The sequence below is a fragment of the Mycolicibacterium alvei genome (assembly GCF_010727325.1).
In the GTDB taxonomy this organism is placed as follows: domain Bacteria; phylum Actinomycetota; class Actinomycetes; order Mycobacteriales; family Mycobacteriaceae; genus Mycobacterium; species Mycobacterium alvei.
The window spans coordinates 1264197-1290908 of the sequence record NZ_AP022565.1; the positions used below are offsets into that span (position 1 = coordinate 1264197).

The window sequence follows — 26712 nt, forward strand, 5'->3', positions numbered from 1 at the left end:
CGGTGTACGGTTCGCTGGTGGCCGAAGCAGAACCCCCGACCAATTCAGTCAGAGTCGGTCTTCTGAACTCCTTCCGTCCCCGCACCTCAGCGCCGAGCACCGCTGCGGTGCTGCGCTCGGTGCTGTGGCCGATCGCGATCATGTCGATCATCCACCGCAGCTATGTGCTGGCCACCAACGGCTACATCACCGACGACTTCGGTCCCGTATACCGCGCGGTCTCGAATTTCCGTCGGCACTGGGCGATCTACAACGAGCATTTCAATTTCGTCGATCCGCACTACCTGTACCCACCTGGCGGCACTCTGCTGTTGTCTCCGTTCGGGTTCCTGCCAGAGTTCGCCTCGCGCTTCTGGTTCGTCGCGATCAACGCGGTGGCCATCATCATTGCGGCGTGCATTCTGGTGCGGCTGTTCAAGTTCTCGCTGACCTCGGTGGCGCTACCGGCCCTGCTGCTGGCCATGTTCTGCACCGAATCAGTCACCAACACGCTGGTTTTCACCAACATCAACGGTTGCATCCTGCTGGGCGAGGTGGTGTTCTTCTGGTTCCTCCTCAAGGGCGGCACCCGCAACGAACTGCTCGCCGGAGCGGCGATCGGACTGACGCTGGTGCTGAAGCCGTCCTTGGCGCCCCTGCTGCTGTTGCCGTTGCTCAACCGTCAGTGGCGAACCCTGATCACCGCATTCGGTGTGCCCCTGGTGTTCAACGCAGTCGCCTGGCCGCTGTCGGCCGACCCGATGGGCTTCGTGCACAATACGATCCCCTACATCCTGGAGACCCGCGACTACTTCAACTCCTCGATCCAGGGCAACGGCATCTACTACGGCCTGCCGATCTGGCTGATCGTGGTGATGCGACTGACGGCGCTCGTGCTGGCGGTTATCAGCCTGTGGCTGCTGTACCGCTACTACCGCGAACGCGATCAACTTTTCTGGATGCTGACCTCATCGGGGGTGCTGCTGGTCACCTGGTGGCTGGTGATGGGGCTGGCACAGGGTTACTACTCGATGATGCTGTTCCCGTTCCTGATGACGGTCGTGCTGCCGAACTCGGTGCTACGGAACTGGCCGGCCTGGCTGGCGGTCTACGGCTTCCTCACGATGGACCGCTGGCTGATGTGGCGCTGGCCGACCACGGGCCGGTTCCTGGAGTACATGAAGATCACCTACGGCTGGTCACTGCTGCTGGTAGTGGTGTTCTGCGCGTTGTACTTCCGCTACCTGGACGCCAAGCAGGACGGCAGGCTCGACGAGGGCATCGACCCGGTGTGGCTGGGCCGCCCCAAGGAAGCCGAATCAGTCTGAGGTGAACTGCGGCCAAGCACAGCCTGGCCGATCTTCCAGCTTGCCCGGTCGCTGGCGCCAACCCCCGCGCAGAACGTAACTTGGGGACATGACGACCGAGGGCCCCAAGGTGCAACTGACCGACGATGAGTGGCGCGCCAAGCTCAGCTCCGAGGAGTTCGCCGTGCTGCGCCGGGCGGGTACCGAGCGCCCTTTCGTCGGTGAGTACACCGACACCAAGACCGACGGGGTATACGAGTGCCGGGCCTGCGGCGCCGAGTTGTTCCGCAGCACCGAGAAGTTCGAATCCCACTGCGGCTGGCCGTCGTTCTTTGACCCCGCCGATTCGGCCGCGGTGATCTTGCGGTCGGACACCTCGCTGGGCATGCGCCGCGTCGAGGTGGTCTGCGCGAACTGCCACAGCCACCTGGGGCATGTGTTCGAGGGCGAGGGCTACCCCACCCCGACCGATCAGAGGTACTGCATCAACTCCATCTCACTGAAGCTGGTGCCCACGACGGAGTGAGGCCGGGCCTCAGTCGACCCGGGTGGCATGCACCTCCCAGAACGGCATGTGCACCCGTCCGTCGACCAGCCACGGCTCGATGACCCGCAATCGCTCCAGCAGCGGGGCCACCTGGTCGGCCATGTCGGGATTGCGGGCCGCCATCATCTCGAAGACCTCGACGCTGACGTTGCCCTGGTAGGTGGTCGTGCCGAGATAGGTGATCTCCCAGCCGGCGTCGGGAAGCACACCACGGAAATCGTCGGCCGTCATCGAGCGCGGCATCTTGAAGCCGTTGACGGTGTGGTCGCCGAATTCGTACATGTACAGCCGCGCACCGGGTTTCGTGGCCCGGTGCAAGGCTCGCGCGTACGAGTTCTGCAGCTCGGGCTCATCGGTGAAGACGTGATAGAAGGCTGTGTCGACGACCGTGTCGAACTTCGCTTCCAGTCCCTCCAGCTTGGTCGCATCGGCCACCCGGAAGTCCACCGTCACGCCGGCCTTCTGCGCGTTCTGCCGAGCCCGTTCGATTGCGGCCGGTGACGCGTCGATACCCGTGGCCGACAAGCCTTTTGACGCGTAGTGGATGGCATGGTGACCGGGTCCGGTACCGGGATCGAGCACCTCACCCTTGACCGCGCCCAACGCGACGAGCTGCTGCACGACCGGCTGCGGCCCACCGATGTCCCATGGTGTCGCGGCGGGCAGTCCGTGCGCAGTCCGCTCGTCGCGGTACATCTCTTCGAAGCGATCGGATTCTTGCGGAGCAGTCATGTCCGCGAGGGTAGACCCGCGGGCTGAAAGGCCAGGTCAATGCGCCTAGGGCAGCTTGGCGACCAGATTCTCGACGGTGACCCGCGGGCCGGTGAAGAACGGCGTCTCCTCGCGGGTGTGGCGACGCGCGTCGGTGGCCCGCAGATCGCGCATCAGGTCGACGATGCGATCGAGTTCGGGAGCCTCGAAGGCCAGGATCCACTCGTAGTCACCGAGTGCGAACGCCGGCACCGTGTTGGCCCGTACATCCTTGTAGCCGCGGGCGGCCATGCCGTGCTCGGAGAGCATCTGACGGCGCTCCTCGTCGGGCAGCAGATACCACTCGTAGGACCGCACGAACGGGTACACGCAGATGTAGTCGCCCGGATCCTCACCGGCGATGAAGGCCGGAACGTGGCTCTTGTTGAACTCGGCCGGGCGGTGCAGCGCCACGCTGCTCCACACCGGGTCGCTGATCCGGCCCAGTGCGGTGGTGCGACGGAAGTCCGAATAGGTCGCCTGCAGCGCCTCGATGGTCTCGGCGTGGGTCCAGAACATGAAGTCGGCGTCGGCACGCAGGCCCGCCACGTCGTACAGGCCGCGCACGATCACACCACGCTCTTCCTGGGCTTTGAAGAAGGCCGCGGCCTCCTCAGTCACCTCGGCGCGGTCCTCACCCAGTTCCCCCGGGCTCACGGCGAACACCGAGAACATCAGGTAGCGGAGAGTGGAGTTCAGTTCGTCATAGTCGAGCTTGGCCATACGCCTATCGTGCCACGCGCCGGTTCGCCAGTTCAGTGGCCGCTCGTGTGGCAGATCCCACACATGCGGGCACCCCGATCCCGTCCAGATATGCGCCGGCCACGGCCAGGGTGGGGGGCAGCCCGGACCGTAGTTCGGCGATCAGATCGCCGTGGCCGGGACCGTACTGCGGCATCGCATCGATCCAGCGGTGCACATGGCTGTCCACCGGGTCCACCGTGACCCCGAACAGCGTGTTCAGGTCGCGGGCCGACCAGGCCAGTAGATCGTCGTCACCGGTGTGCGCGGCGATGTCGTCGCCGTATCGGCCGAACGACAGTCGCACCATCTCGACGTTCCCGCGACGTCCCCACTTGCGCGAAGACATCGTGATCGCCTTGGCGTTGAGACGCTCCCCTGCGGCCACGAGCACACCCGACTGCTGCGGCAACGGTGTCCCGCCCGGCAATGCCAGGGCCACCACCGCCGCCGACGCCACCCGAATGCGTCGGGCCGCGGCGGCCGTCTGCGGCGCGATGTGCTCGATCAGCGAGGGCAGGTGCGGCGCCTGGACCGCCAGCAGGACCGCATCGGCGTGCCAGCTCGCACCCTCGTCGTCGAGCACCGACCAGCCGTGCCCGCGGCGATCCACCCGCACCGCGGCGACCTGGGCCCACCGCACATCGGCCCGCCGGCGCAACTCGTCGAGCAGCACGGTGTAGCCGCCGTCGACCGCACCGAACACCGGCGCGGTCGATGGCGGCGGGAGTGCTTCGCGCACCGCCTCGGTGAGGCTTCGGGCCCCGCGGTCCAACGCGGCGGCCACCGACGGCACCGCCGAACGCACCCCGATCGTGGCCGATGACCCCGCGTACACGCCGGTGAGTAGAGGGTCTACGGACCGCGTCACCACCTGCGGGCCGAATCGGTCACCGACCAGGTCGGCGACGGACGGATCGACGCCCGGGGTCCATTGCAGTGGCCGGGCGCGCTCGTCGAGGATGCGCGCCACGGTCTCGTCGTCCACGAGCCCGAGCAGCGACGACGCCTGCGCCGGAATGCCCTGCACAGTGCCTTGCGGCAACTGATGGAGTCGCGCGCCGCTGTAGATCAGCGGGCGGGTGCCGGTGGGACTGAGCCGGCGGCCGGTCAGGCCCAGCTCGTCGAGCAGATCGAGCATCTCGGGTCTGCGCACGATGAACGCCTCGGCACCGACATCGAACGGCTGCCCGCCGACGCGTTCGGTCCGCAGCACGCCGCCGAGCCGGTCAGCCGGATCGAGCAGCGTGATCTGCGCCCGAGGTCCGGCCGCGAGTCTCAACCGATACGCCGCGACGAGCCCTGAAATGCCGCCGCCGACAACGCAATAGGAAGCACTCACAGGGAGTGCACCAGGGTCACCGCCTCGGTGATGATGCCGGGATCGGTCGCCGGCAACACACCGTGGCCCAGGTTGAAGACGTGACCGGCAGCTCCCGCGGCCACCGCGGCCCGCCCATCGTCGACCACCCGGCGCACCGCCGCCTCGGCCACCGGCCAACCCGACAGCAACACCACCGGATCCAGGTTGCCCTGCAGGGCGGTGCCGGGCTTCACCCGCGCCGCGGCATCCACCAGGGAGGTCCGCCAATCCACCCCGACCACGCTGGCCGGCGCGGAACCCAGCGCCTCGGACATGGCCCCCAGCAGCTCTGCGGTGCCGACGCCGAAGTGCGTCATCGGCACGGCTGCGGCGGCCATCGTGGCAAACACCCGGGTGGTGTGCGGGAGCACGTAGGTGCGGTAGTCGGCCAGCGACAGCGTCCCGGCCCAGGAGTCGAACACCTGCAGCGCATCCACCCCGGCATCGACCTGGGCCTGCAGGAAGGTGATGGTGAGCTCGGTCAGCGCGGTCATCAGCGCGTGCCACGTGGCCGGATCGCCCAGCATCATCGCCTTGGTGCGTTCGTGGTGACGGCTCGGACCGCCCTCGACCAGGTACGAGGCCAGTGTGAACGGGGCGCCCGCGAAGCCGATCAACGGCACGTCGCCCAGTTCGCGCACCAGCATCGAGACCGCTTCGGTGACCGGCGACACCTGCCCCGGATCGAGCGCCTTCATGCCCTCGACATCGGCCCGCGTCCGGATCGGCTGTTCGATCACCGGGCCCACGTCGGGGACGATGTCCAGTCCGATCCCGGCCGCCTTCAACGGCACCACGATGTCGGAGAACAGGATCGCGGCGTCCACGCCGTGCCTGCGTACGGGCTGCAGCGTGATCTCGCAGACCAGTTCGGGGTCGAAGCAGGCCTCGAGCATGCGGTGCTGGGCACGCAGCGCGCGGTATTCCGGCAGCGACCGGCCGGCCTGCCGCATGAACCACACCGGCACACGGTGCGGGGTGCGGCCGCTGGCGGCGGCTAGGTAGGGGGATTCGGGCAGCTCCCGGCGGGTACTCATCGGGTCCCATGGTGCCATGTGTCCCGTGGCGCCGGCCGTTGCCTGTTCGTGACGGCCCCACTTCGGCGCGCCTGCGTACCGTCGTGGCCTTATCAGCTAGCGTCAAATGCCGTGACCTCTGCCGAACCGGCCCAGTTCCGGACGGCGGTGGCGGCGATGAGTGCCACCACCGTGCGGCCGGAAATCGAACTGGGTCCGATACGACCGCCCCAGCGGCTGGCGCCCTACAGCTACGCGCTGGGCGCTGAGGTTCGACATCCCGAGACAACGGTCGTCCCGGAGCGTTCCGAGGGTGACGCCTTCGGGCGGTTGATCCTGCTGCACGACCCCGAGGGCGCCGAGGCCTGGGACGGCACCATGCGGCTGGTCGCCTACATCCAGGCCGACCTGGACTCCAGCGAAGCCGTCGACCCGCTCCTGCCCGAGGTGGCCTGGAGCTGGCTGGTCGATTCCCTCGAAGCCCGTGCCGAGCACGTCACCGCGCTGGGCGGCACCGTCACCGCCACCACCTCGGTGCGCTACGGCGACATCTCCGGCCCACCACGGGCCCACCAGCTCGAGCTGCGGGCCTCCTGGACTGCCACCGATCTGGAGCTGGGACCGCACGTGGAGGCATTCTGCGAAGTTCTCGAGCACGCCGCCGGGTTGCCTCCCGCCGGCGTGACCGACCTGAATTCCCGTACCCGCGCGTAAATGATGGACGAAGACCCTCAAGTTTCAGCAGACCTAGACGCTGCCGAGCCCGACGAAGCCGAATCGACTCCGCTGCTCTCCCCCGCCGACGGAGTACCCGAGGTATGCGTCACAGCCGGTGAAATATCATCTGCCGCAACATCTCTGGCGAAAGGCAGCGGTCCGTTCGCGATCGATGCGGAACGCGCGTCGGGATTCCGCTACTCCAACCGGGCGTACCTGGTACAGATCCGACGCTCCGGTTCCGGCACCGCACTGATCGACCCGGTCAACCACGGCGGCTCCCCCATCGACGCGATGGCTCCGGTCGCCGACGCGCTGGCCGCCGACGAATGGGTGCTGCACGCCGCCGATCAGGACCTGCCGTGCCTGTCCGAGATCGGCCTGCGCCCCGGCAAGCTGTACGACACCGAGTTGGCCGGTCGACTGGCCGGTTTCGAGCGGGTCAACCTCGCCGCGATGGTGCAGCGGTTGCTCGGCCTGCAGCTGATGAAGGGCCACGGCGCCGCCGACTGGTCCAAGCGCCCGCTGCCGGCCGATTGGCTGAACTACGCCGCACTGGACGTCGAGGTACTCGTCGAATTGCGCAACGCGATCGCCGCTGTACTCGACGATCAGGGCAAAACCGATTGGGCGGCACAGGAATTCGAGCACCTGCGCACCTATGTCGCACAACCCACCCGGCGCGACCGCTGGCGGCGCACCTCCGGCATCCACAAAGTGCGCAACCCTCAGGCACTTTCGGCCGTGCGCGAGTTGTGGACCACCCGCGACACCATCGCCCGTGGCCGCGACATCGCACCGGGACGGATCCTGCCCGACGCCGCCATCATCAACGCCGCCACAACCGACCCCAAGACGCTCGACGAACTGATCGCACTACCGGTCTTCGGTGGCTCCAAGCAGCGCAAGAGCGCGAAGGTCTGGCTGGACGCCCTGGCCCGGGCCAGGGACAACACCGACCCGCCCGAGGCCAACGAGGCCCAGAGCGGCCCGCCCCCGGCGGCGCGGTGGGCCAGACGCAAACCGGAGGCCGCAGCCCGCCTCGAAGCCGCCAAGGCCAGTCTGGCCGAACTGTCCCAGCGGGTCTCGGTGCCCGCCGAGAACCTCATCACCCCGGAAGTGGTGCGCCGACTGTGCTGGGGTTGGCATCCGGTCGGCGATACGGCCACCGCGGTGGAGGAATTTCTCGTCGACGCCAAGGTCCGGCCGTGGCAGCGGGAACTGACGGTCCCGGTGCTGACCGCTGCACTCGAAACCGACTGAATCTCCCACGCCGGTTTCGGAGGTTGACGGTGATTTCGCACGTGGGCCGGGACAGACCGGAATAACGTCAGTGCGGTGGCGCAGTCGAAAGAAACCGAAGCCGAGCAGGAACGCGAGCGCTTCGCCGACCGCGTCCTGAGGATCGCCGAGGACGCGATCTACTGGTCGATCGCCATCCTGCTATTTGCGGGCTCGGTCGTGCTGATCGCCGCCCAGGTCAACCTCATGCTGCAGTTGAGGAGCGCACCCGCCGCGCAGATCATGCTGGAACTACTCGACGGCCTGCTGCTCGTCTTCATCTTCGTGGAACTGCTGTATGCGGTGCGGACCTCACTGCGATCGCGCGAACTCGTCGCCGAACCGTTCCTGATCGTCGGCATCCTGGCCTGCATCAAGGAGATCGTGGTGGTGTCGGTAGACGCGGCCAAACTGCTCGACAAAGGGCCGGAGTTCGCCCGCGCCATCGTTCAGGTCGGCGTGCTCGGCGGCCTGGTACTCGTCCTGGCGATCGCCATCTTCGTGCTGCGGCTGCAGCGCCGCGGCGCCGACCACATGCGCGACAAGCCGGACGATGACTCCTAGTCGACCTGGTTGCTGACTTCCTGCTCGCCCACCGGCGCACCGATTGCAGCGATCCACCCGGTGATCTGGCGGGCGATGTGCTGGTCGGTCAGACCAACCGCGGCGAGGACCTCCCCACGCGAGGCGTGCTCCTGGAACACCTGCGGGACACCGAGATCCCGGCACGGCACGTCGATCTCGGCGTGGCGCAGCGCCGCTGACACCGAGGAGCCGATGCCGCCGTGTACCCCGTTGTCCTCGACCGTGACCACCAGTTTGTGACGGCGGGCCAGCTCACCGACCGCTTCCGGGACCGGTAGCACCCAGCGCGGATCCACCACCGTGACACCGATGCCCTGGTTGCGCAGCCGCTCGGCGACCGCAAGCGCCATCGCCGCGAACGACCCCACTGCGACCAGAAGCACGTCCTCGGTCAGACCGTCTGCCGGGACGGCGAGCACATCGACACCACCGTGCCGCCGAAGCGCGGGAATGTCTTGGCCGACATCCCCTTTGGGGAACCGCAGAGCCGTCGGACCGTCATTGACCGCGAGCGCCTCGCCGAGTTCCTCGCGCAGGCTGGCGCCGTCGCGGGGGGCGGCGACCCGGATACCCGGGATGATGCCGAGGACCGACAGGTCCCAGACCCCGTTGTGGCTGGCGCCGTCGGGCCCGGTGACCCCGGCCCGGTCCAGCACCATGGTGACCGGCAGCTTGTGCAGCGCCACATCCATCATCAGTTGGTCGAACGCCCGGTTGAGGAACGTGGAGTAGATCGCCACCACCGGATGCAGACCGCCCATGGCCAGGCCGGCCGCCGAGGTCATGGCGTGCTGCTCGGCGATACCCACGTCAAAGAACCTGTCCGGGAACCGATCCCGAAACACACTCAGACCCGTCGGCCCGGGCATGGCCGCGGTGATCGCCACGACATCGCGGCGTTTGGTGCCGATCTTGACCAGCTCGTCGGAGAACACCGACGTCCAACCGGGGGCCGAAGCCTTCGTCGGCAGTCCGGTCTCCGGGTCGATGACACCGCAGGCGTGCATCTGCTCGGCCTCGTCGTTCTCGGCATGCGCATAACCCATGCCCTTGCGGGTCACCACGTGCACGATCACCGGGGCGTTGAAGCCACGGGCGTTGCGCAGCGCGCTCTCCACCGCATGCTCGTCGTGACCGTCGATCGGGCCGACGTACTTGATGCCCAGATCGGTGAACATCACCTGCGGGGAGATCGCGTCCTTGATGCCTGCCTTGATGCTGTGCATGCACTGGTAGCAGAACTCGCCGACGACCGGCAGCCCGCGGACGGCCTTGCGGCCCCCCTCCAGGATCCGCTCATAGCCCGGTTGCAACCGCAGACCGGCGAGATGGTCGGCGAAGCCGCCGATGGTGGGCGCGTAACTGCGGCCGTTGTCGTTGACGACGATGACCACCGGCCGGCCACCCGTGGCGATGTTGTTCAGCGCCTCCCAGCACATGCCGCCGGTCAGGGCGCCGTCACCGACGACCGCCACCACGTGGCGATTGCGGTGCCCGGTCAACTCGAAGGCCTTGGCCAGACCGTCGGCATAGGACAGCGCCGTACTGGCGTGGCTGGACTCCACCCAGTCGTGCTCGCTCTCGCTGCGCGACGGGTACCCCGACAGGCCGTCCTTGCTCCGCAGGGTGTCGAAATCCTGGGCACGCCCGGTCAGCATCTTGTGGACATAGGCCTGATGGCCGGTGTCAAAGATGATCGGATCGTGTGGCGAATCGAACACCCGGTGCAGCGCCAAGGTGAGTTCGACGACACCCAGGTTGGGGCCAAGATGTCCCCCGGTTGCAGCCACCTTGTGGATCAGGAACTGACGGATTTCCTGTGCCAGATCAGTCAACTCGGACTGTGACAGGTGCTGCAGATCAGCGGGACCGCGGACCTGTTCAAGCATCCAGCCAGTGTACGCACGCATGTCGGGTCAGTCCTGGCGAGGCTGATAGACATCGGGCACACCATCATGGTCGGCATCGAGGGTCTCCCACTGGTGAATCCGGCGGTATGCGGCATTGCGCGACACCAGAACCACCGACGCCAGCAGCCCCGCCACCACCGATCCGGTGACCACCGCGATCTTGACGTCATCGGTGGCAACGCTGCCGGGTCCGAAAGCCAGCTCGCCGATGAGCAGCGACACCGTGAAGCCGATCCCGGCCAGCATTGCGACGCCGAGCACATCCCGCCACGCAAGGTCCTCATCGAGGCTGGCGTGGGTGAAGCGGGCCAACAGATACGTCGTGCCCAGCACGCCGATGGGCTTGCCGAGCACCAGCCCGGCGATCACCCCGATCGTCACGGGGTGCGACAGGGCGTCGGCGAAGCCCGACCACCCGCCGACCGTCACCCCCGCGGCGAAGAACGCGAACACGGGCACGGCGAACCCTGCCGAGAGCGGCCGTACGAGATGTTCGAAGTGTTTGGCCGAAGCGTGGCGACCCAGCACCGGCACGGTGAACCCGAGCACCACCCCGGCCACCGTGGCGTGCACGCCACTGGCATGGACCAGCGCCCAGGCCACGATCGCCGGCGGCATCAGGATCCACCACTGGCGCGCACCCCGCTGCACCGCGAACGCATACAACGCGATCGGGATCAGCGCCCCCGCCAACGGACCCAGCGCTACGTCATCGGTGTAGAAGACCGCGATGACGACGATCGCCAGCAGATCGTCGACGACCGCCAACGTCAGCAGGAAGATCCGCAGCGCTGCGGGCAGATGGGTGGACACCACGGCCAGCACGGCCAGCGCGAAGGCGATATCCGTGGCAATCGGCACCGCCCACCCGTCGATGGTCTCCGGATGGCCCGAGAACAGGTTGATCCCGACGAAGATCGCCGCAGGCACCGCCATGCCGCCGACGGCAGCCGCGATGGGCAGCGCGGCGCGGGCCGGATCCCGCAGATCACCGGCGACGAACTCGCGTTTGAGCTCCACGCCGACGACGAAGAAGAAGACCGCCAACAGGCCGTCGGCGGCCCAGGCCGACAGGCTCAGGTCGAGGTGCAGGGACTGCGGACCGACGACGAATTCCGACAGTCGGTGATAGCCACTCGACCACGGTGAATTCGCCCACACCAGCGCCGCGCCCGCGGCCGCCAGCAGCAACGCCCCACCCGTCGTCTCGGTGCGCAGTAGGTCCGAGACCCGCTGCCATTCCGGCCACGATCCCCGCGCCAGCAGGCGGCGCCGGTTATCGGGCTCACGACGGTCACGCATTCGGTCTCCTGAAGTCAGCATGGGATGCACGCCGACCAGACTTCCCGGCACACCTGCGGTTCACGCTAACAGGCCGGGCCCACCGGCAACCGTCGGCAAAGACCGTGGCAGCACGTCAAACCGGCGGCAAGAACCCCACGGTCGTGATTACGTAAGGTGTAGATGCAGTCGATCACTCCGGGGTGCGGGTTGAATCCATTCGATCACTATTACGCGCGTACCGCCCTGCTGGCTGCGCAGGGCAAGCGCACCCAGATGCAGCGGCTCATCGGGGTCACCATCATCGGACTCAGCCTGGTCCCCCTGCTGGTGCTGGTCAGCCCGAAGGGTCCGCACGGCGGCCTCCAGTACGTGGCTGTGGCGGTCGGTATCGGCGGACTCACCCTGGCCCAGTGGTGGTGGCGGCGGCAGTGGCCCAGCCGCACCCAGTCATGGACCGTCGTGTCCCTCGGTACGGCCTGTATCGGCGCCACCTGCATCCTGCTGGTGGACCCGGTCGTCGGCCTCATGGGTTCCAGTTCGTTGAGCCTGGTCGCCGCCTATACGGCGTTCCTGCACAGCCGCCGGGTGCTGCATCTGATCTGGGTCGCCTCCGGCGCGATCGTGGTCTTTCTGGGCGTACGGGTGGCGCTGACGGACGTCTGGCTGGGTGTGGCGGGCACGCTCGTCGCCTTGCTGGTGATCCTGAGCACCTCGGCGTTGTGCCGGATCGCCGTCGAGTTGATCGAACCCGACCGCCTCCAGCACCCGGGCGAGATCGACCCGCTGACCGGTCTGCTCAACCGCGGGGCATTCGACATGCACACCGCCACGATGCTCGGGTCGCACAGCCGCCACGACGACCAGTACCTGGTGGTCGTGGCCGTGGGCATCGACGACATGGCGCTGCTCGGCGACATGGACGGCAACCACAGCACGTTGCACGCCCGCATCGCCGTCGCACAGGCGATCCGCGAGACCGTGCGCCACAAGGTTCCGCTGGCCCACGTGTCCGACAGCGAGTTCCTGATCGCCGACGTGTTCAAGACCAACGATCCCTCACCGCTGGTCAACCGGATCCGGATGGCCCTGACCACCACGCCCATGCGCCTCACGGCCAGCATCGGCACGGCCTGCAGCCAGTTGCGTCCGCTGACCGAACTGCCCACCCCGCAGGTCGTCGACGCCCTGGTGGCGCTGGCCGGCACCGCGATGAACCAGTCGAAGGCACAGGGCGGAAACCGCGCCACCTACGCCCACTTCCCCACCCCGACGATGGACCCCGACGCTTAGGAGTGAGCCACGCTCGTCCATAGGCTCAGCGCGTCAGCACCGCGATGCACTCCACGTGGTGGGTGAGCGGGAAGGAATCGAACACCCGCAATTCCTCCACGGCGTAACCGTGCCGCAGATACAGTCCCACGTCACGGGCGAATGACGCAGCCTCACAACCGATGTGGATGATCCGCGGCACCTCGGTGGCAGCCAGCGCATCGATCACCTCGCGGCCGGCACCCGTGCGCGGCGGATCGAGCACCACGACGTCGGCGCGTCCCGACTGCGCGGACAGTGCCCGCCGCACCGAATCGGTGACCACCGAGACCCAGGGCAGGTCGGCCAGTGCGCTGCGCGCCGCGCGTGCTGCTCCGCGGGATGTGTCGACGGTGAGCACCTGTCCGTCCGGGCCTACTTGTTCGGCCAGGGCGGCGGCGAAAACCCCGGCGCCGCCGTACAGGTCCCATGCCGTCATGCCCGGCTGCAGCCCGGACCATTCGGCCACCAGCCCGCTGTAGAGGGCCGCCGCGTCGCGGTGGGCCTGCCAGAACGCCGTCACCGGCAGCATCCACGACCGCCCGCCGATGCGCTGCACAGCCTCGTACTCGCCCTCGACGACGCGCGTGGCATTCTTGCGCCCACCCTTGCGATCGTTCTTCGGGCCGGACTGCACGACGTGTCTGCGGCCGTCGGAATCCAGCACCACATGCACATGGGCCCCCGGTGTCCACCGCATCCCGGCCAATCCGTCGGTCAGTTCCGCGGGTAGTTGTCCGCAGCTCAGATCGGTGACCAACTCGGCGCTGTGGTAGCGGTGGAATCCGGCCCGGCCGTCGGACGAGGTGTCCAGCCGCACCCGCGTACGCCAGCCGCGCACCTCACCGGCACCGACCGCTTCGGCCACCGCAGTCTGCTCATCGCGCCACGTGTATCCGCCCAGCCGGGCCAATTGGTTGGCCACCACCGAGCCCTTGAGCCGCCGTGCCGCGACCGGCTCGGCGAATGCCAGATCGCAACACCCGGCACCGTCGACGCCGGAGATCGGGCACAGCGGGTCGATACGGTCCGGGGAAGCCTCGATGACCTCGACAACCTCGGCGTGCCAATACGATCCGCGTTCGTCGAGCACCTTGACCCGTACCGTCTCGCCGGGCAGGGCATAGCGGACGAACACCACCCGGCCGTCGTGGCGGGCCACGCAACTGCCGCCGTTGGCCGCCGCACCCGTGGTCAGCGTCAGGTCAGTCACTCCAGGAACCCCCGCCGCGCGTCACCCGGTGTGGCACGAGGCTGCAGCGACTTCAGCCGCTCCGACGAACTCAGTTGCCACGGAACCGATGTCACCATCACGTTGGGTATGAACAGCAGCCGGCCTTTCAGCCGCAGCGCACTCTGATTGTGCAGCACCTGTTCCCACCAGCGGCCCACCACGTATTCGGGGATGAACACCGTCACCACCGTGCGCGGAGATTCCTTGGTTACCCGTTTGACGTAATCGAGTACCGGCCGGGTGATTTCGCGGTAAGGCGAGGCGATCACCTTCAACGGCACGCTGATGTCACTGTCCTCCCACTGGTGCACCAGGGCGCGGGTCTCGGCGTCGTCGACACTGACCGTGATCGCCTCCAGCAGGTCCGGCCTGGTGGCACGGGCGTAGGCCAGCGCCCGTTTGGTCGGCAGATGCAGCTTCGAAACCAGGATCACGGCGTGATTGCGGCTCGGCAGGACGATGTCGCCCGCTTCCTCGTCCTCCTTGTCGAGCTCACGGGCCACGGTGTCGTAGTGCCTGCGGATGAGCTTCATGATCACGAAAAGCGCGCCCATCGCCAGGATCGCGATCCACGCACCGGCGACGAATTTGGTCACCACCACGACCACCAGCACCGTTCCGGTGGCGGTCAGACCGATCGCGTTGATGACGCGCGAGCGCATCATCTTCCGCCGCACCATCGGGTCCGTTTCGGTACGCAACAACCGCGTCCAGTGGCGCACCATGCCGATCTGGCTGAGCGTGAACGATACGAACACCCCGACGATGTAGAGCTGGATCAGCGCGGTCACCTCGGCGCGGAACGCCACCACGAAAGCGATCGCGGCGAAGGCCAGGAACAGGATGCCGTTGGAGAACGCCAGCCGGTCGCCCCGGGTGTGCAGCTGCCGTGGCAGGTAACGGTCCTGGGCCAGGATGGACCCGAGTACCGGGAACCCGTTGAACGCCGTGTTGGCGGCCAACATCAGGATCAGCGCAGTCACCCCGGCGATCAGGAACAGGCCCACCGGAAAGTTGTGGAACACCGCATCGGCGAGCTGGGCGATCAGCGTCTTCTGGTCATAATCCGGGGGTGCCCCGATCAGCTGCTCGTGCGGGCGTTCGGCGATCTTCACCCCGGTGGCCTTGGCCAGCACGATGATGCCCATCAGCAGGCTCACCGAGATCACCCCGAGCAGCAGCAGGGTCGTTGCCGCGTTACGCGACTTCGGCTTCCGGAATGCGGGTACGCCGTTGCTGATCGCCTCGACACCGGTCAACGCGGCCGAGCCCGAGGAGAACGCCCGGGCCACCAGGAACACCAGCGCGAAACCGAGCACCTCCCCGTGTTCGGGATGCATCTCGAAACCGGCGGACTCCGCCCGAAGTGGGTGGCCCAGAACGTAGATCTGGAACAGACCCCACCCCAGCATGATGTACATGCCGATCATGAAGGCGTACGTGGGGATGGCGAACGCCGTGCCCGACTCCCGCAGCCCGCGCAGATTCATCGAGGCCAGCAGCAGGATCGCCACCACCGCGAACAGCACCTTGTGCTGACCAACGAACGGCACGGCAGAACCGATGTTGGACATCGCCGAGGACATCGACACTGCAACGGTCAGCACGTAATCCACCATCAACGCGCTCGCCACGGTCAGCCCCGCCGTCGGCCCGAGGTTCGTGGTGACGACTTCGTAGTCACCGCCGCCGGAGGGATACGCGTGCACGTTCTGCCGGTAGCTGGCGATCACGATCAGCATGACGCCGGCCACCGCCAGGCCGATCCAGGGTGTCAGCGAGTACGCCGTGAGCCCCGCCACCGAGAGCACCAGAAAGACCTCTTCCGGGGCGTAGGCCACCGACGACAACGCGTCGGAGGCGAACACCGGAAGAGCGATCCGTTTGGGCAGCAGGGTGTGAGACAGCTTGTCACTGCGGAACGGCCGCCCGAGGACCAGACGGCGCGCCGCCGTCGAAAGCTTGGACACGAGAGCCAAGACTAAGCCCGAAGGGGAATAGTCGTGACAAAGCTGTAGCGTTCGAGTCCAACGGATAATCGCAACAGCGCTCCGCTGCCACCGGAAAGGACCGTCGGGTGCGTGTAGTCGTCATGGGGTGCGGCCGGGTCGGCGCATCCCTCGCAGACAGCCTGGCCCACATCGGCCACGAGGTCGCGGTCATCGACCGCGACAGCACCGCGTTCCACCGGCTCTCGCCCGACTTCGCCGGTGAACGTGTGCTGGGCATGGGCTTCGATCGCGATGTGCTGCTGCGTGCCGGCATCGAGGAGGCCGGTGCGTTCGCCGCGGTGTCCTCCGGTGACAACTCCAACATCATCTCGGCCCGGGTGGCCCGCGAGACATTCGGCGTCGAGCGCGTGGTCGCGCGTATCTACGACGCCAAGCGCGCCGCGGTCTACGAGCGGCTGGGCATCCCGACCGTGGCCACTGTGCCGTGGACCACCGATCGTCTGCTCAACGTGCTGACCAAGGAAACCGAGACCACCAAGTGGCGGGATCCGTCCGGGAACGTGGGCGTGGCCGAACTTCCGCTGCACCAGGATTGGGCCGGGCACCTGGTCACCGACCTGGAAGCGGCCACCGGCGGCCGGGTGGCGTTCATGATCCGGTTCGGCAGCGGCTACCTGCCCGAGCCCAAGACCGTGATCCAAGCCGGCGATCAGGTGTACATCGCGGCGGTATCAGGTCACATCGCCGAGGCGTTGGCGATCGCGGCACTGCCACCGAGTGACGACCTGGAGTCCCACTGATGAAAGTTGCGATCGCCGGGGCCGGCGCCGTGGGCCGCTCCATAGCCCGCGAATTGCTCGAGAACAACCACGATGTGACGCTGCTGGAGCGCAACCCCGGCCACATCGACGCCGACGCCATTCCGGCCGCACACTGGCGGCTGGGCGATGCCTGTGAGCTCAGCGTGATGGAGTCGATCAAGCTCGAAGAATTCGATGTGGTGATCGCGGCGACCGGTGACGACAAGGTCAACGTCGTGGTCAGCCTGCTGGCCAAGACCGAATTCACGGTTCCACGCGTGGTGGCCCGCGTCAACGATCCCCGCAACGAGTGGCTGTTCGACGAGAACTGGGGTGTGGATGTGGCGGTGTCGACGCCGCGCATGCTGGCCTCGCTCGTCGAGGAGGCCGTCGCGGTCGGCGATCTGGTGCGCCTGATGGAGTTCCGCAAGGGACAGGCCAACCTGGTCGAGATCACCCTGCCCGACGACACCCCGTGGGGCGGCAAGCCCGTCAAGCGGCTCGAGCTGCCCCGGGACACCGCACTGGTGACGATCCTGCGCGGAGCCAGGGTGATCGTGCCCGAATCCGATGACCCGCTTGAGGGTGGAGACGAATTGTTGTTCGTCGCCGTCACCGAGTCCGAGGACGAACTGCGCGAGCTGCTGCTGCGCCCGGCGCCACGCTGATGACGGCTCAGTGCGCCGCGGCCGCATCCTGAGCGTGCATCGCGCGTTGTGCAGAGCGGATGGCCAGATAGGTCACCAAGGCGGCCACGGCCGACAACGGGTACCCCATGGCGATGCGGGCGACGCCGAGCCAGCCGGTCTCGTCGGCGTCGTAGAGATACTTCTGGACGACGAACTTGGACGCGAACACCGCTACCCAGGTGAGCGTGGCGACATCGAAGGCCAGCACCGCCCGGCGCACGCTGCGCCAGTCGCGGTCGTGTGAATTCACCCAACCCCAGACGTAGCCGACCACCGGACGCCGGATGATCACCGATACCCCGAACAGCACGGCGTACACCAGTGAGCTCCAGATACCAAGCAGGAAATAGCCTTTCGACTCGCCCATCAGATAGGCGATCAGGGCACTGACACCCACGGCGAAGAATCCCGACACCGCGGGCTGAACGGATTCACGGCGGATCAACCGCCAGATCAGGATCAGGGTCGCGACGCCGAGTGCGGCGGAGATCGCCGGCATCAGCCCGAACGTCGTGGACACCGGGACGAAGACCACCACCGGCAGCGACGAATAGATCAGGCCGCTGACGCCGCCCATCTGGTCCAGCACTGCACGTCCGCCACCATGGGAAGGGGGCGGCGCCGGATCACTGTCGGGCTGCGCGGGCGCGTTGTTGTCGGCCTGACTCACTTCTGAATTTCGTACCGGGGGTTGTAAATCGCTTTGGCGCCGTTCTCCAACTTGCCCACCCGGCCGTGCACCCTCAGCGTGCACCCGGATTCGATACCCGGAATACGGCGCTGCCCCAGCCACACCAACAACACCGTGTCCGTACCGTCGAACAACTCGGCTTTGATGCCGCCGGAACACCCCTTGCCGTTACATTCCACGCTGCGCAGGGTGCCCACCATCGTCACTTCTTGGCCGCGCCGGGCGTCGATCGCCTTCAGGGCGCCGGTATTGGCGGCGTCATCGCTGAGCTCTTCTACATCAAGCTGTTCGGGGTCTTCTGTCAGGCGTCGCGTAAGTCGGCGCAGATACCCTTCGGCCGTAGCCATGGCCTCTCCTGACCTTCTGCGGATCCACTGTGAATCCGCCCAACCAACGCCACCGTAGACCTCTTGTTCACCGAATGCCACGTGGGGTGCGGGTCGGCACGCCGACGATTTGACGGGGCAGGCACGATCGTGTGATGAGCGTCATTCTGCGCGGCGTCCCAACCGTTCTCCTGCCCGGCACCGGGTCCGACGACAACTACGTCTACCGGGCTTTTTCCGAAGCCTTGCATGATGCAGGCGCGCTGGTGGTGACGCCGGCACCGACCCCGGACCGGCTCATCGAGGGCTATCTGCAGGCACTGGACGACGCCGCCCGGTCGGGCCCCATCGCGGTCGGCGGGGTGTCCATCGGCGCCGTCGTCGCAGCACGGTGGGCGTTGGACCATCCCGGCCGGGCCGTGGCGGTACTGGCCGCCCTGCCGCCCTGGACGGGCAGCTCCCAGCATGCTCCCGCCGCGCTGTTGGCCCGCCAGTCGGCGGATCTGCTGCGCCGGGACGGACTGGCGGCCACGGTGGCGCAGATGCGGGCCTCCAGCCCGCCGTGGCTGGCCGACGAACTGGCCCGTTCCTGGGTGTGCCAGTGGCCCACCCTGCCCGACGCGATGGAGGAAGCGGCCGGGTACCGCGCACCCGGCAGCGACGAACTCGAACAACTTCGGGTGCCGATGGGCGTCGCGGTGGCAACCGACGATCCCGTGCATCCGGCCGAGGTCGGCTACGAGTGGGTGGCGGCCGCACCGCAGGCCGCACTGCGCTCGGTCACGCTCGAACAGATGGGGCGCGACACCGGCGTCCTGGGGGCGGCATGCGTGGCAGCGCTGCAGGAGGCCGCCAGCGATACGGTCGCGACCTGAGGTACCGCTGGCCTTAGCCCCCGGTGATGGTGCGCAGCTGCTGCATCGCCGAACCCTGCACACTGCGCCGTGCCACCGGCTCGGCCGGCGGCTGGTCCTGCGGCTGGTCCGGTGCCGCGGCGGCGACCTGCTGGGCAGCCTGCTGCATCGCGGCCTGTTGCGCCGCGGCGCGAAGTTGGGCGGCCATCGGCTCGGGTAACTCCACCTGCAGCGGTGTGCGCACCGGCAGCGGAGTCTCCCCGCGACGAATCACGGTGTCGGCCAGTGCGGTCCGCGCCTCGTCGGCCAGCGCATCGATGGTTTCCGGAGCGCCATTGACCACACACCGCACCATCCAGCGGTAGCCGTCGATACCGATGAAGCGCACCACGCCGCCATTACCCGCGCCGACCACCTCGCGACCCCACGGTCCGTCCTGGATGGCCACCGAGCTGGCGTCCTTGCGCAGCGAATCGGCGAGCTCACCGGCCACCTCACGCCACAGGCCCGCACTCTTGGGCGCGGCGTAGGCGGCGACGGTGAACCGCCCGTTGGGGGTCACCACCCACACTGCGCTCGGGGCCCCGGCCTCGTTGAGCTCAACCTGCACCTGGCCGCCGTCGGGCATCGGAATCAACACCGAGCCGAGGTCGAGCCGACCCTGCACCGCGACGGCGGGGTCGTCGAAGTCCTCGACGTCGAACGGGCCCCGGTCGTCGGCAGCCGCATCTACCGGCGCCGACTGCTCAACCCGCTCGTCGTCGTTCTGGCCAGCCGTGTCATCAGCTGCATCGTTCTTGCGTTTTCCGAATGCCATCACAAACTCGCATGTCCGCCGGAGGAACCGTGGCCGCCATCGCCACGGGAGGTGTCAGCCAGGCCTGCCTCGTCGAACGAGGTCACCTCAACCAACTCGGGCAGTTCTACCCGCTGAACCAACAGCTGGGCAATCCGGTCACCCCGATTGACCACGATCGGCGTGTCGGGATCGAGGTTGATCAGCGAAATCTTGATCTCGCCGCGGTAGCCGGCGTCGACGGTGCCCGGACTGTTGACGATCGAAAGGCCCACGCGTGCAGCCAAACCCGAGCGCGGGTGGATCAGGCCCACCATTCCGTGCGGGATGGCCACGGCGAGACCGGTGGGCACGAGCTCGCGCTGCCCGGGGGCCAGCTCGACATCGCGCGCGCTGTAGAGGTCTACACCCGCGTCACCATCGTGCGCCCGGGTAGGCATCGGTAGTTCGCGGTCCAATCGGACGACCGCCAGAGAGGTGGACACGACGTCACAGATTACTCTGAGCCCCGTGTCAGACACGCGCGCAACCGCCCAAAACGTTCACTACCGCGAACGTTTGTGGGTCCCGTGGTGGTGGTCGCTGCCCGCTGCGGTGCTGGCAGGGGTGATCGCATTCGAGATCGGCCTGGCCGCCCCGGCCATTCCGGCATGGTTGCCCTACGTGCTGCTCTTCGGCGTGGCGGCGGCCGTGCTGATGTGGTTCAGCAAGACCGAATTGAAGGTGACACGCGACAGCGGGGGCGACACCGAGTTGTGGATCGGTGAGGCCCACCTGCCGACAAGCGTGATCTCGCGTACCGCGGAGGTTCCGAGGTCAGCGAAAACGGCCGCACTGGGTCGCCAGCTCGATCCCGCGGCCTATGTCGTGCACCGGGCCTGGGTGGGCCCGATGATCCTGGTGGTGCTCGAAGATCCGGAAGACCCCACCCCGTACTGGTTGATCAGTTCGCGGCATCCGGATCGTGTCCTGGCTGCGCTCCGCGGCTGAGCCGCGAATCCAGCTCAGGCGGCTGAGCCGCGAATCCAGCTCAGGCGGCTGAGCCGCGAATCCAGCTCAGGCGGCTGAGCCGCGAAATCACACTGCGCAGTCCGTGCAGATCATCACGCCGTTCTTCTCGCTTGCCAGCCGGCTCCGGTGGTGCACCAGAAAGCAGCTTGAGCAGGTGAACTCGTCGGCCTGCTTCGGAACCACCCGCACGGACAGTTCCTCGCCGGACAGGTCCGCTCCCGGCAGCTCGAACGACTCGGCAGATTCCGATTCGTCAACGTCCACCACGGCGGACTGCGCCTCGTTGCGGCGCGCCTTGAGCTCCTCCAGTGAATCCTCGGAAACCTCGTCTGCTTCGGAACGCCGCGGAGCGTCGTAGTCGGTAGCCATCGTCTGTGTCCCCTCCCTTACCTTGCAGCAGAGCTTTGTACCAGCGTCGAACGCATTCCCCAAATGATTCGTGCCCGTATTGCCACGTGTTCCAGTGTGATTTACATCACACTGGCGTCTGAGCTCTGCTGCATCGGCGGACTCGCCAGCGCTTAGAGTGCTGGTGTGGTCGCAGAAATCACCGATGGCACCGCCTTCGACCGGCATGGTCGACCGTTCCGTCGGCGCAGTTTCGTTCCCGGCATCGTGCTGTTCGTCGCACTTGCGGTGGTGACGATGATCGTGTGGATCATCGCGCTCAACCAGCCGACAGATGTGCACGAGGCCGCGGTGTGCAACAACCCGCCGCCCGCTACCGATCCGGCGGCCCCCAAGCTCGGTGAGCAGGTGGCGTTCTCGGCGATGACCGACGTCACCCCGGCACCACTGGCCGAGACCAGGATCCGGGTGCTCAACGCCAGCGGCCAGGGCGGCCAGGCCGGCGAGGTGGCCGGCGCGCTGCGCGATCTGGGCTTCGCCCAGCCCGAGGCGGCGAATGACCCGATCTACGCCAACACCCGGCTGGAATGCCACGGTCAGATCCGGTTCGGCCCGTCCGGCCGCACCGCCGCCGCCGCGGTATGGCTGGTGGCTCCGTGCACCGAACTGTTCCAGGACGAAAGACCTGATGCCGGAGTCGATTTGGCGCTGGGCACCGAGTTCAGTGAACTCGCCAGCAACGACGACATCAGGGCCGTGCTGGCCAGCCTGCGACCCGACGCCACCGCGCCGTCGGATTCCGCGCTGCTGTCAAAGATCCATGCCGGCGCCTGCTAACGCGTCACGCAGATCCTCGGCGATGCCAGGCGCCGATGCCGCCGCGTACGCGGCGCCGGGAGTAGTCGGCAACCACACCGTCGCCCCGGCCTCGGCCGCGATCAGCGCCGCCGCGGCCCAGTCCCAGACCTGGACACCGTCTTCGTAGTAGGCGTCCAACCTGCCGGCGGCAACCATGCACAGGTCGAGCGCACACGAGCCGATGCGGCGCACGTCACGCACGACGGGCAGAACCTGTGCCAGCACGCCTGCCTGCCGCGCGCGCCGGACGGGTTCATAGGCGAACCCGGTACCCAACAGCGCCATCGACAATTCCTCGACCGCACTGCACCTCAGTGGGGTCCGCACCCCGGCCCGCACCACCTCCGCGCCGTGTCCCAGGGCGGCCGAGTACACCTCACCGCCGGGCACATTCGCCACGGCTCCGGCCACCGAGCGGCCGTCGTACTGCGCGGCCACCGACACCGCATAGGCCGGGATCCCATAGACGAAGTTCACCGTGCCGTCGATCGGATCGAGCACCCAACTCAGCCCGTCGCGGCCCTCCCGCTGACCGCCTTCCTCCTCCCCCAGGATCGCCTCTGCCGGCCGCAATACGGCCAGCCGCTCACGCAGCCACCGTTCGGTTTCGGTGTCGACGATCGTGACGGGGTCGGTCGGGGTGCTCTTAGATCTGACAGTCCGCACGTCGTCACGTACCCCGGCACCGTCGGAGTTCGCGACGGCGCCGAACACCTCGGCACGCCGGCGTGCGACGAATTCTGCGGCTTCGGTGGCGAGTTGCTCGGCCACCACGCTCAGCGCGGGCGCATCGAAACTGTTGTCGGTCACGGCTCCATCGCAACACCTTCGGACCGAAAAGTCGCTTCCGGGGGGGATGCCGGACCGCAGGCACGGGCGTTGGTGAACTACTAGGGTGGGGGCGCGCCTTGGTTAGTCCCGCACCCTGTCCCGCAAAGGAGCAACCATGACCGCATCCCAGCACCGCGGATTCGGTGTCGACGTCGGCGGCAGCGGGATCAAGGGCGGCATCGTCGACCTCGACACCGGACAACTCGTCGGCGAGCGGTTCAAACTCGACACGCCGCAGCCGGCCACCCCCGAATCCGTGGCGGAGACGGTGGCTGCGGTGGTGGCCGAGTTCGGCTGGACCGGCCGGGTGGGCGTCACCTACCCGGGGGTTGTCACCGAAGGAATCGTGCGCACCGCGGCCAATGTCGACAAGGGTTGGATCGGCGTAAGCGCCTCCGAGGTGATCAGCACCGCGCTTGGCGGGTTGCCGGTGCGCGTACTCAACGACGCCGACGCGGCGGGTCTGGCCGAGGAACGGTATGGGGCGGGCAAGGACAACTCCGGCGTCGTGGTGCTCCTGACCTTCGGCACCGGCATCGGCTCGGCAGTGATCCACGACGGTGTGCTGTTGCCCAACACCGAGTTCGGCCATCTGCAGGTCGACGGCAAGGAAGCCGAGCACCGTGCGGCGTCGTCGGTCAAGGAGCGCAAGGACTGGAGTTACGCGCGCTGGAGCGAAGAGGTGAACAAGGTTCTCGTGACGATCGAGAACGCGATCTGGCCGGACCTGTTCATCGCCGGCGGCGGCATCAGCCGCAAATCGGACAAGTGGCTACCCCTGCTGAAGATCCGCACCCCGATCGTGCCCGCGACATTGCTCAACACCGCAGGCATCGTCGGGGCGGCCATGGCCAGTGAGCTCCCGACGACCACCGACCCGCAAGCTACCAACCGGTAACTTCACCGACCGGGCCGGTCCGCAGGGCGAAATTTGCCGCTCGGCACGGGGAACTCCCACACTGTCGTTACAATGGTCCTCGGCGGCCGCCTACCGAATAGCGGTGAATATCCCAGCCGATAAGAACGCCAACATTCGATAGCAGACGCCGTCGGTGGAGTATGCCCATACCCGCCGAGATTTTGCGAGACCGAAAGGGTGTACGTGGCAGCGACAGAAGCAAGCCCGGCGACCGACGAGCCGGTGAAGCGCACCGCTACCAAGACTCCCGCCAAGAAGGCACCGGCCAAGCGGGCAGCCAAGACCACCGCCGCCAAGGCCGCGGGCGCCGCACCGGCGAAGAAAGCCCCAGCCAAGAAGGCCGCCGCCAAGAAGGCGCCCGCCAAGAAGGCCACCAAGCCCGCGGCGAGCAAGCCAGAGGACGTCAACGACGATCCGGACAGCACCGACGATCTGGAGGCAGGTCCGGGCGAGGAGCTCGATGCCGAGGACACCGACCTCGAGCTCGACGACGATCTCGGCGCCGACGATGACGTCGAGGAGTCCGACGACGACGATGACGACGAGGCCGAGGAAGGCAAGAGCGCCAAGTCAGCCGCACCGGCTGCGGCCAAGGCAGGCAAGGCCGCCGAGGAGCACCCCGAGCCGTCCGAGAAGGACAAGGCCTCCGGCGACTTCGTCTGGGACGAGGAAGAGTCCGAGGCACTGCGACAGGCACGTAAAGATGCCGAGCTGACGGCCTCGGCCGACTCGGTCCGTGCGTACCTCAAGCAGATCGGCAAGGTCGCGCTGCTCAACGCCGAGGAAGAGGTCGAGCTCGCCAAGCGCATCGAGGCCGGCCTGTTCGCCACCCAGAAGATGACCGAGTTCGCCGCGAAGGGCGAGAAGCTCACCACTCAGGTGCGGCGTGACTTCCAGTGGATCTGCCGTGACGGAGACCGCGCGAAAAACCATCTGCTGGAAGCCAACCTGCGCCTGGTGGTGTCGCTGGCCAAGCGCTACACGGGCCGCGGCATGGCCTTCCTCGATCTGATCCAGGAAGGCAACCTGGGCCTGATCCGCGCCGTCGAGAAGTTCGACTACACCAAGGGTTACAAGTTCTCGACCTACGCGACGTGGTGGATCCGTCAGGCCATCACCCGCGCCATGGCCGACCAGGCCCGCACCATCCGTATCCCGGTGCACATGGTCGAGGTGATCAACAAGCTCGGCCGCATCCAGCGTGAGCTGCTGCAGGACCTGGGCCGCGAGCCCACGCCCGAAGAGCTGGCCAAGGAAATGGACATCACGCCGGAGAAGGTGCTGGAGATCCAGCAGTACGCGCGTGAGCCCATCTCGCTGGACCAGACGATCGGCGACGAGGGCGACAGCCAGCTCGGTGACTTCATCGAGGACTCCGAAGCCGTGGTGGCCGTGGATGCGGTGTCCTTCACGCTGCTGCAGGATCAGCTGCAGTCGGTGCTGGAGACGCTGTCCGAGCGCGAGGCCGGCGTGGTCCGGCTCCGCTTCGGCCTCACCGACGGACAGCCGCGCACGCTCGACGAGATCGGCCAGGTCTACGGCGTCACGCGTGAGCGCATCCGCCAGATCGAGTCCAAGACCATGAGCAAGCTGCGCCACCCCAGCCGCTCGCAGGTTTTGCGCGACTACCTGGACTAGTCCGGTCGCGTCGCCGACAGACAACGACATCGGCCCCTCCGTCTGACGGAGGGGCCGATCTGCTGCCCGCACTGACACCCCGTCCGGATCTATTGGCCGGCGGCTGCCGAGGATGGACCGCAGGCCCGACCGCGAAGTACGTCATGGGACGAAGTACGTCATGGGACAGTGACAATCATGAAACGACTTGAGGGGCGCCGGATCCTGGTTACCGGCGCCGCATCCGGCATCGGGCAGGCCACCGCGCTGCGACTGCTCGACGAGGGCGCCGCGGTGGTGGGCGCCGACATCTCTGCCGATGGTCTGGAGGCCACCCGGCAGAGCGCGCAACAGGCAGGCACCGCCGGCAAGCTCACGGTGCGCACCACGGACGTCGGCGACGAGACATCGGTGGTCGACGGCGTGCGCACCGCCGTGGAGGCGTTGGGCGGCCTCGACTCGGTGGTCAACGCCGCGGGCATACTGCGCGCGGTGCACACCCACGAGATGAGCCTGGCGGCCTGGAACCAGATCATCGGCGTGAATCTCACCGGGACGTTCCTGGTGATCCGCGAGGCGCTGCCGGCGCTGCTGGAGAATCCGCAGAGCGCGATCGTGAACTTCAGTTCCACGTCGGCGGCGTTCGCCCACCCGTACATGGCGGCCTACGCGGCCAGCAAGGGCGGTATCCAGGCGATGACCCACGCACTCGCCCTGGAATACGGCAAGCAGGGTCTGCGGGCGGTGTGTGTCGCACCGGGCAGCATCAAGTCCGGAATCACCGACGCCACACCGGGACTCCTCCCCGCCGACAGCGACTGGTCGTTGTTCGCCAAGCTGTCGCCGATCATGCCGACCGACCTGGCCTCCGGCGGCGCCGGGATGGGTGACCCGTCCGCGGTCGCCGGGGTGATCGCCATGCTGGTGTCCGACGACGGCGCGTTCATCAGCGGCACCGAGATCCGCATCGACGGCGGTACCCACGCCTGATCACCGCG

28 protein-coding genes are annotated in these 26712 nt (G+C 67.4%); 14 read left to right on the top strand and 14 right to left on the bottom strand.

Features of this window, described 5'->3' with window-relative positions:
* Nucleotides 1-14 precede the first annotated feature (14 nt).
* Both aftC and msrB read left to right on the top strand, forming a co-directional pair.
* On the top strand, nt 15-1307 hold the full coding sequence (gene aftC, locus G6N44_RS05960) for an arabinofuranan 3-O-arabinosyltransferase (protein ID WP_235683045.1): 1293 nt from the start codon (nt 15-17) through the stop codon (nt 1305-1307).
* An 88-nt stretch (nt 1308-1395) separates the two neighbouring features.
* Nucleotides 1396-1812, top strand: a complete 417-nt coding sequence (gene msrB / locus G6N44_RS05965) for a peptide-methionine (R)-S-oxide reductase MsrB (RefSeq protein ID WP_163661992.1) — start codon at nt 1396-1398, stop codon at nt 1810-1812.
* Between the two features lie 9 nt (nt 1813-1821).
* Here the strand turns inward: msrB and G6N44_RS05970 are convergent, their stop codons facing one another.
* The 4 genes from G6N44_RS05970 to hemE are packed head-to-tail and all read right to left on the bottom strand — an operon-like array spanning nt 1822 to nt 5724.
* The gene (locus tag G6N44_RS05970; protein WP_179964485.1) at nt 1822-2565 is read right to left on the bottom strand and encodes a class I SAM-dependent methyltransferase; all 744 of its coding nucleotides are present in this window, start codon (nt 2563-2565) and stop codon (nt 1822-1824) included.
* A 45-nt stretch (nt 2566-2610) separates the two neighbouring features.
* Nucleotides 2611-3306 carry a hydrogen peroxide-dependent heme synthase gene (gene hemQ, locus G6N44_RS05975; protein WP_163661993.1) on the bottom strand — a complete coding sequence of 232 codons (696 nt, stop codon included), beginning with the start codon at nt 3304-3306 and terminating at the stop codon, nt 2611-2613.
* Nucleotides 3307-3310: 4 nt separating this feature from the next.
* Nucleotides 3311-4666, bottom strand: a complete 1356-nt coding sequence (locus G6N44_RS05980) for a protoporphyrinogen oxidase (RefSeq protein WP_163661994.1) — start codon at nt 4664-4666, stop codon at nt 3311-3313.
* Nucleotides 4663-5724 carry a uroporphyrinogen decarboxylase gene (hemE, locus tag G6N44_RS05985; RefSeq protein WP_163661999.1) on the bottom strand — a complete coding sequence of 354 codons (1062 nt, stop codon included), beginning with the start codon at nt 5722-5724 and terminating at the stop codon, nt 4663-4665. Before hemE ends, G6N44_RS05980 begins: the two co-directional genes overlap by 4 nt.
* A gap of 156 nt (nt 5725-5880) precedes the next feature.
* Here hemE and G6N44_RS05990 point away from each other — a divergent pair, with 156 nt between their 5' ends.
* The 3 genes from G6N44_RS05990 (at nt 5881) to G6N44_RS06000 (ending at nt 8265) form a co-directional block, all read left to right on the top strand.
* Entirely contained in the window at nt 5881-6417 is a 537-nt protein-coding gene (locus G6N44_RS05990) for a DUF3000 domain-containing protein (RefSeq protein ID WP_235683046.1), read from the top strand.
* Nucleotides 6418-6420: 3 nt separating this feature from the next.
* Complete coding sequence (locus G6N44_RS05995) at nt 6421-7683, top strand: HRDC domain-containing protein (RefSeq protein WP_163669654.1); 1263 nt, start codon at nt 6421-6423, stop codon at nt 7681-7683.
* A 75-nt stretch (nt 7684-7758) separates the two neighbouring features.
* Nucleotides 7759-8265, top strand: coding sequence for a phosphate-starvation-inducible PsiE family protein (locus G6N44_RS06000; protein WP_163662003.1), 507 nt, complete (start codon nt 7759-7761; stop codon nt 8263-8265).
* Here the strand turns inward: G6N44_RS06000 and dxs are convergent.
* On the bottom strand, nt 8262-10175 hold the full coding sequence (gene dxs, locus G6N44_RS06005; protein ID WP_163662004.1) for a 1-deoxy-D-xylulose-5-phosphate synthase: 1914 nt from the start codon (nt 10173-10175) through the stop codon (nt 8262-8264). The two genes, G6N44_RS06000 and dxs, sit on opposite strands and share 4 nt — an antisense overlap.
* Nucleotides 10176-10202: 27 nt before the next feature.
* Nucleotides 10203-11498 (bottom strand): Na+/H+ antiporter NhaA, encoded by a 1296-nt coding sequence (nhaA, locus tag G6N44_RS06010; RefSeq protein WP_163662006.1) that lies wholly within the window; start codon nt 11496-11498, stop codon nt 10203-10205.
* 162 nt (nt 11499-11660) lie between these two features.
* On the opposite strand from nhaA, the gene G6N44_RS06015 reads away from it, so the two are divergent.
* A complete protein-coding gene (locus tag G6N44_RS06015) occupies nt 11661-12770 on the top strand; it encodes a GGDEF domain-containing protein (RefSeq protein ID WP_235682958.1) in 1110 nt (369 codons plus the stop codon).
* Nucleotides 12771-12795: 25 nt separating this feature from the next.
* Here the strand turns inward: G6N44_RS06015 and G6N44_RS06020 are convergent, their stop codons facing one another.
* Nucleotides 12796-14001, bottom strand: a complete 1206-nt coding sequence (locus G6N44_RS06020) for a class I SAM-dependent RNA methyltransferase (RefSeq protein ID WP_163662008.1) — start codon at nt 13999-14001, stop codon at nt 12796-12798.
* Nucleotides 13998-16001, bottom strand: coding sequence for an APC family permease (locus G6N44_RS06025; protein ID WP_197907494.1), 2004 nt, complete (start codon nt 15999-16001; stop codon nt 13998-14000). Before G6N44_RS06025 ends, G6N44_RS06020 begins: the two co-directional genes overlap by 4 nt.
* A 98-nt stretch (nt 16002-16099) precedes the next feature.
* Here G6N44_RS06025 and G6N44_RS06030 point away from each other — a divergent pair, with 98 nt between their 5' ends.
* Both G6N44_RS06030 and G6N44_RS06035 read left to right on the top strand, forming a co-directional pair.
* Nucleotides 16100-16774 carry a potassium channel family protein gene (locus tag G6N44_RS06030; protein WP_179964486.1) on the top strand — a complete coding sequence of 225 codons (675 nt, stop codon included), beginning with the start codon at nt 16100-16102 and terminating at the stop codon, nt 16772-16774.
* Entirely contained in the window at nt 16774-17442 is a 669-nt protein-coding gene (locus G6N44_RS06035; protein ID WP_163662012.1) for a potassium channel family protein, read from the top strand. The genes G6N44_RS06030 and G6N44_RS06035 overlap by 1 nt, the downstream gene beginning before the upstream one ends.
* A 7-nt stretch (nt 17443-17449) precedes the next feature.
* Here G6N44_RS06035 and G6N44_RS06040 read toward each other — a convergent pair whose 3' ends face one another.
* Nucleotides 17450-18133 carry a DUF3159 domain-containing protein gene (locus tag G6N44_RS06040; RefSeq protein ID WP_372508197.1) on the bottom strand — a complete coding sequence of 228 codons (684 nt, stop codon included), beginning with the start codon at nt 18131-18133 and terminating at the stop codon, nt 17450-17452.
* The gene (locus G6N44_RS06045; protein ID WP_163662014.1) at nt 18130-18501 is read right to left on the bottom strand and encodes an OB-fold nucleic acid binding domain-containing protein; all 372 of its coding nucleotides are present in this window, start codon (nt 18499-18501) and stop codon (nt 18130-18132) included. Before G6N44_RS06045 ends, G6N44_RS06040 begins: the two co-directional genes overlap by 4 nt.
* Nucleotides 18502-18635: 134 nt before the next feature.
* Here G6N44_RS06045 and G6N44_RS06050 point away from each other — a divergent pair, with 134 nt between their 5' ends.
* Nucleotides 18636-19355 (top strand): alpha/beta fold hydrolase, encoded by a 720-nt coding sequence (locus G6N44_RS06050; RefSeq protein WP_163662016.1) that lies wholly within the window; start codon nt 18636-18638, stop codon nt 19353-19355.
* A 13-nt stretch (nt 19356-19368) separates the two neighbouring features.
* On the opposite strand, the gene G6N44_RS06055 is transcribed toward G6N44_RS06050, so the two are convergent.
* Both G6N44_RS06055 and dut read right to left on the bottom strand, forming a co-directional pair.
* Nucleotides 19369-20151 carry a DUF3710 domain-containing protein gene (locus G6N44_RS06055; protein ID WP_163662019.1) on the bottom strand — a complete coding sequence of 261 codons (783 nt, stop codon included), beginning with the start codon at nt 20149-20151 and terminating at the stop codon, nt 19369-19371.
* Complete coding sequence (dut, locus tag G6N44_RS06060; RefSeq protein WP_163662021.1) at nt 20151-20615, bottom strand: dUTP diphosphatase; 465 nt, start codon at nt 20613-20615, stop codon at nt 20151-20153. Before dut ends, G6N44_RS06055 begins: the two co-directional genes overlap by 1 nt.
* A gap of 25 nt (nt 20616-20640) precedes the next feature.
* Here dut and G6N44_RS06065 point away from each other — a divergent pair, with 25 nt between their 5' ends.
* A complete protein-coding gene (locus tag G6N44_RS06065; protein WP_163662023.1) occupies nt 20641-21120 on the top strand; it encodes a DUF3093 domain-containing protein in 480 nt (159 codons plus the stop codon).
* Between the two features lie 87 nt (nt 21121-21207).
* Here G6N44_RS06065 and G6N44_RS06070 read toward each other — a convergent pair whose 3' ends face one another.
* A complete protein-coding gene (locus G6N44_RS06070) occupies nt 21208-21510 on the bottom strand; it encodes a DUF4193 domain-containing protein (protein WP_163662025.1) in 303 nt (100 codons plus the stop codon).
* A gap of 165 nt (nt 21511-21675) precedes the next feature.
* Here G6N44_RS06070 and cei point away from each other — a divergent pair, with 165 nt between their 5' ends.
* On the top strand, nt 21676-22326 hold the full coding sequence (gene cei, locus G6N44_RS06075) for an envelope integrity protein Cei (RefSeq protein ID WP_163662027.1): 651 nt from the start codon (nt 21676-21678) through the stop codon (nt 22324-22326).
* On the opposite strand, the gene G6N44_RS06080 is transcribed toward cei, so the two are convergent.
* Entirely contained in the window at nt 22300-23157 is an 858-nt protein-coding gene (locus tag G6N44_RS06080) for an inositol monophosphatase family protein (RefSeq protein ID WP_163662029.1), read from the bottom strand. The two genes, cei and G6N44_RS06080, sit on opposite strands and share 27 nt — an antisense overlap.
* Nucleotides 23158-23293: 136 nt before the next feature.
* Between G6N44_RS06080 and ppgK the strand changes: the two genes are divergently transcribed.
* The 3 genes from ppgK (at nt 23294) to G6N44_RS06095 (ending at nt 26704) form a co-directional block, all read left to right on the top strand.
* Nucleotides 23294-24076 (top strand): polyphosphate--glucose phosphotransferase, encoded by a 783-nt coding sequence (ppgK, locus tag G6N44_RS06085; RefSeq protein ID WP_163662031.1) that lies wholly within the window; start codon nt 23294-23296, stop codon nt 24074-24076.
* Between the two features lie 204 nt (nt 24077-24280).
* On the top strand, nt 24281-25735 hold the full coding sequence (locus tag G6N44_RS06090) for an RNA polymerase sigma factor (protein ID WP_163662033.1): 1455 nt from the start codon (nt 24281-24283) through the stop codon (nt 25733-25735).
* 177 nt (nt 25736-25912) lie between these two features.
* Entirely contained in the window at nt 25913-26704 is a 792-nt protein-coding gene (locus G6N44_RS06095) for an SDR family NAD(P)-dependent oxidoreductase (protein ID WP_163662035.1), read from the top strand.
* Nucleotides 26705-26712 lie beyond the last annotated feature (8 nt).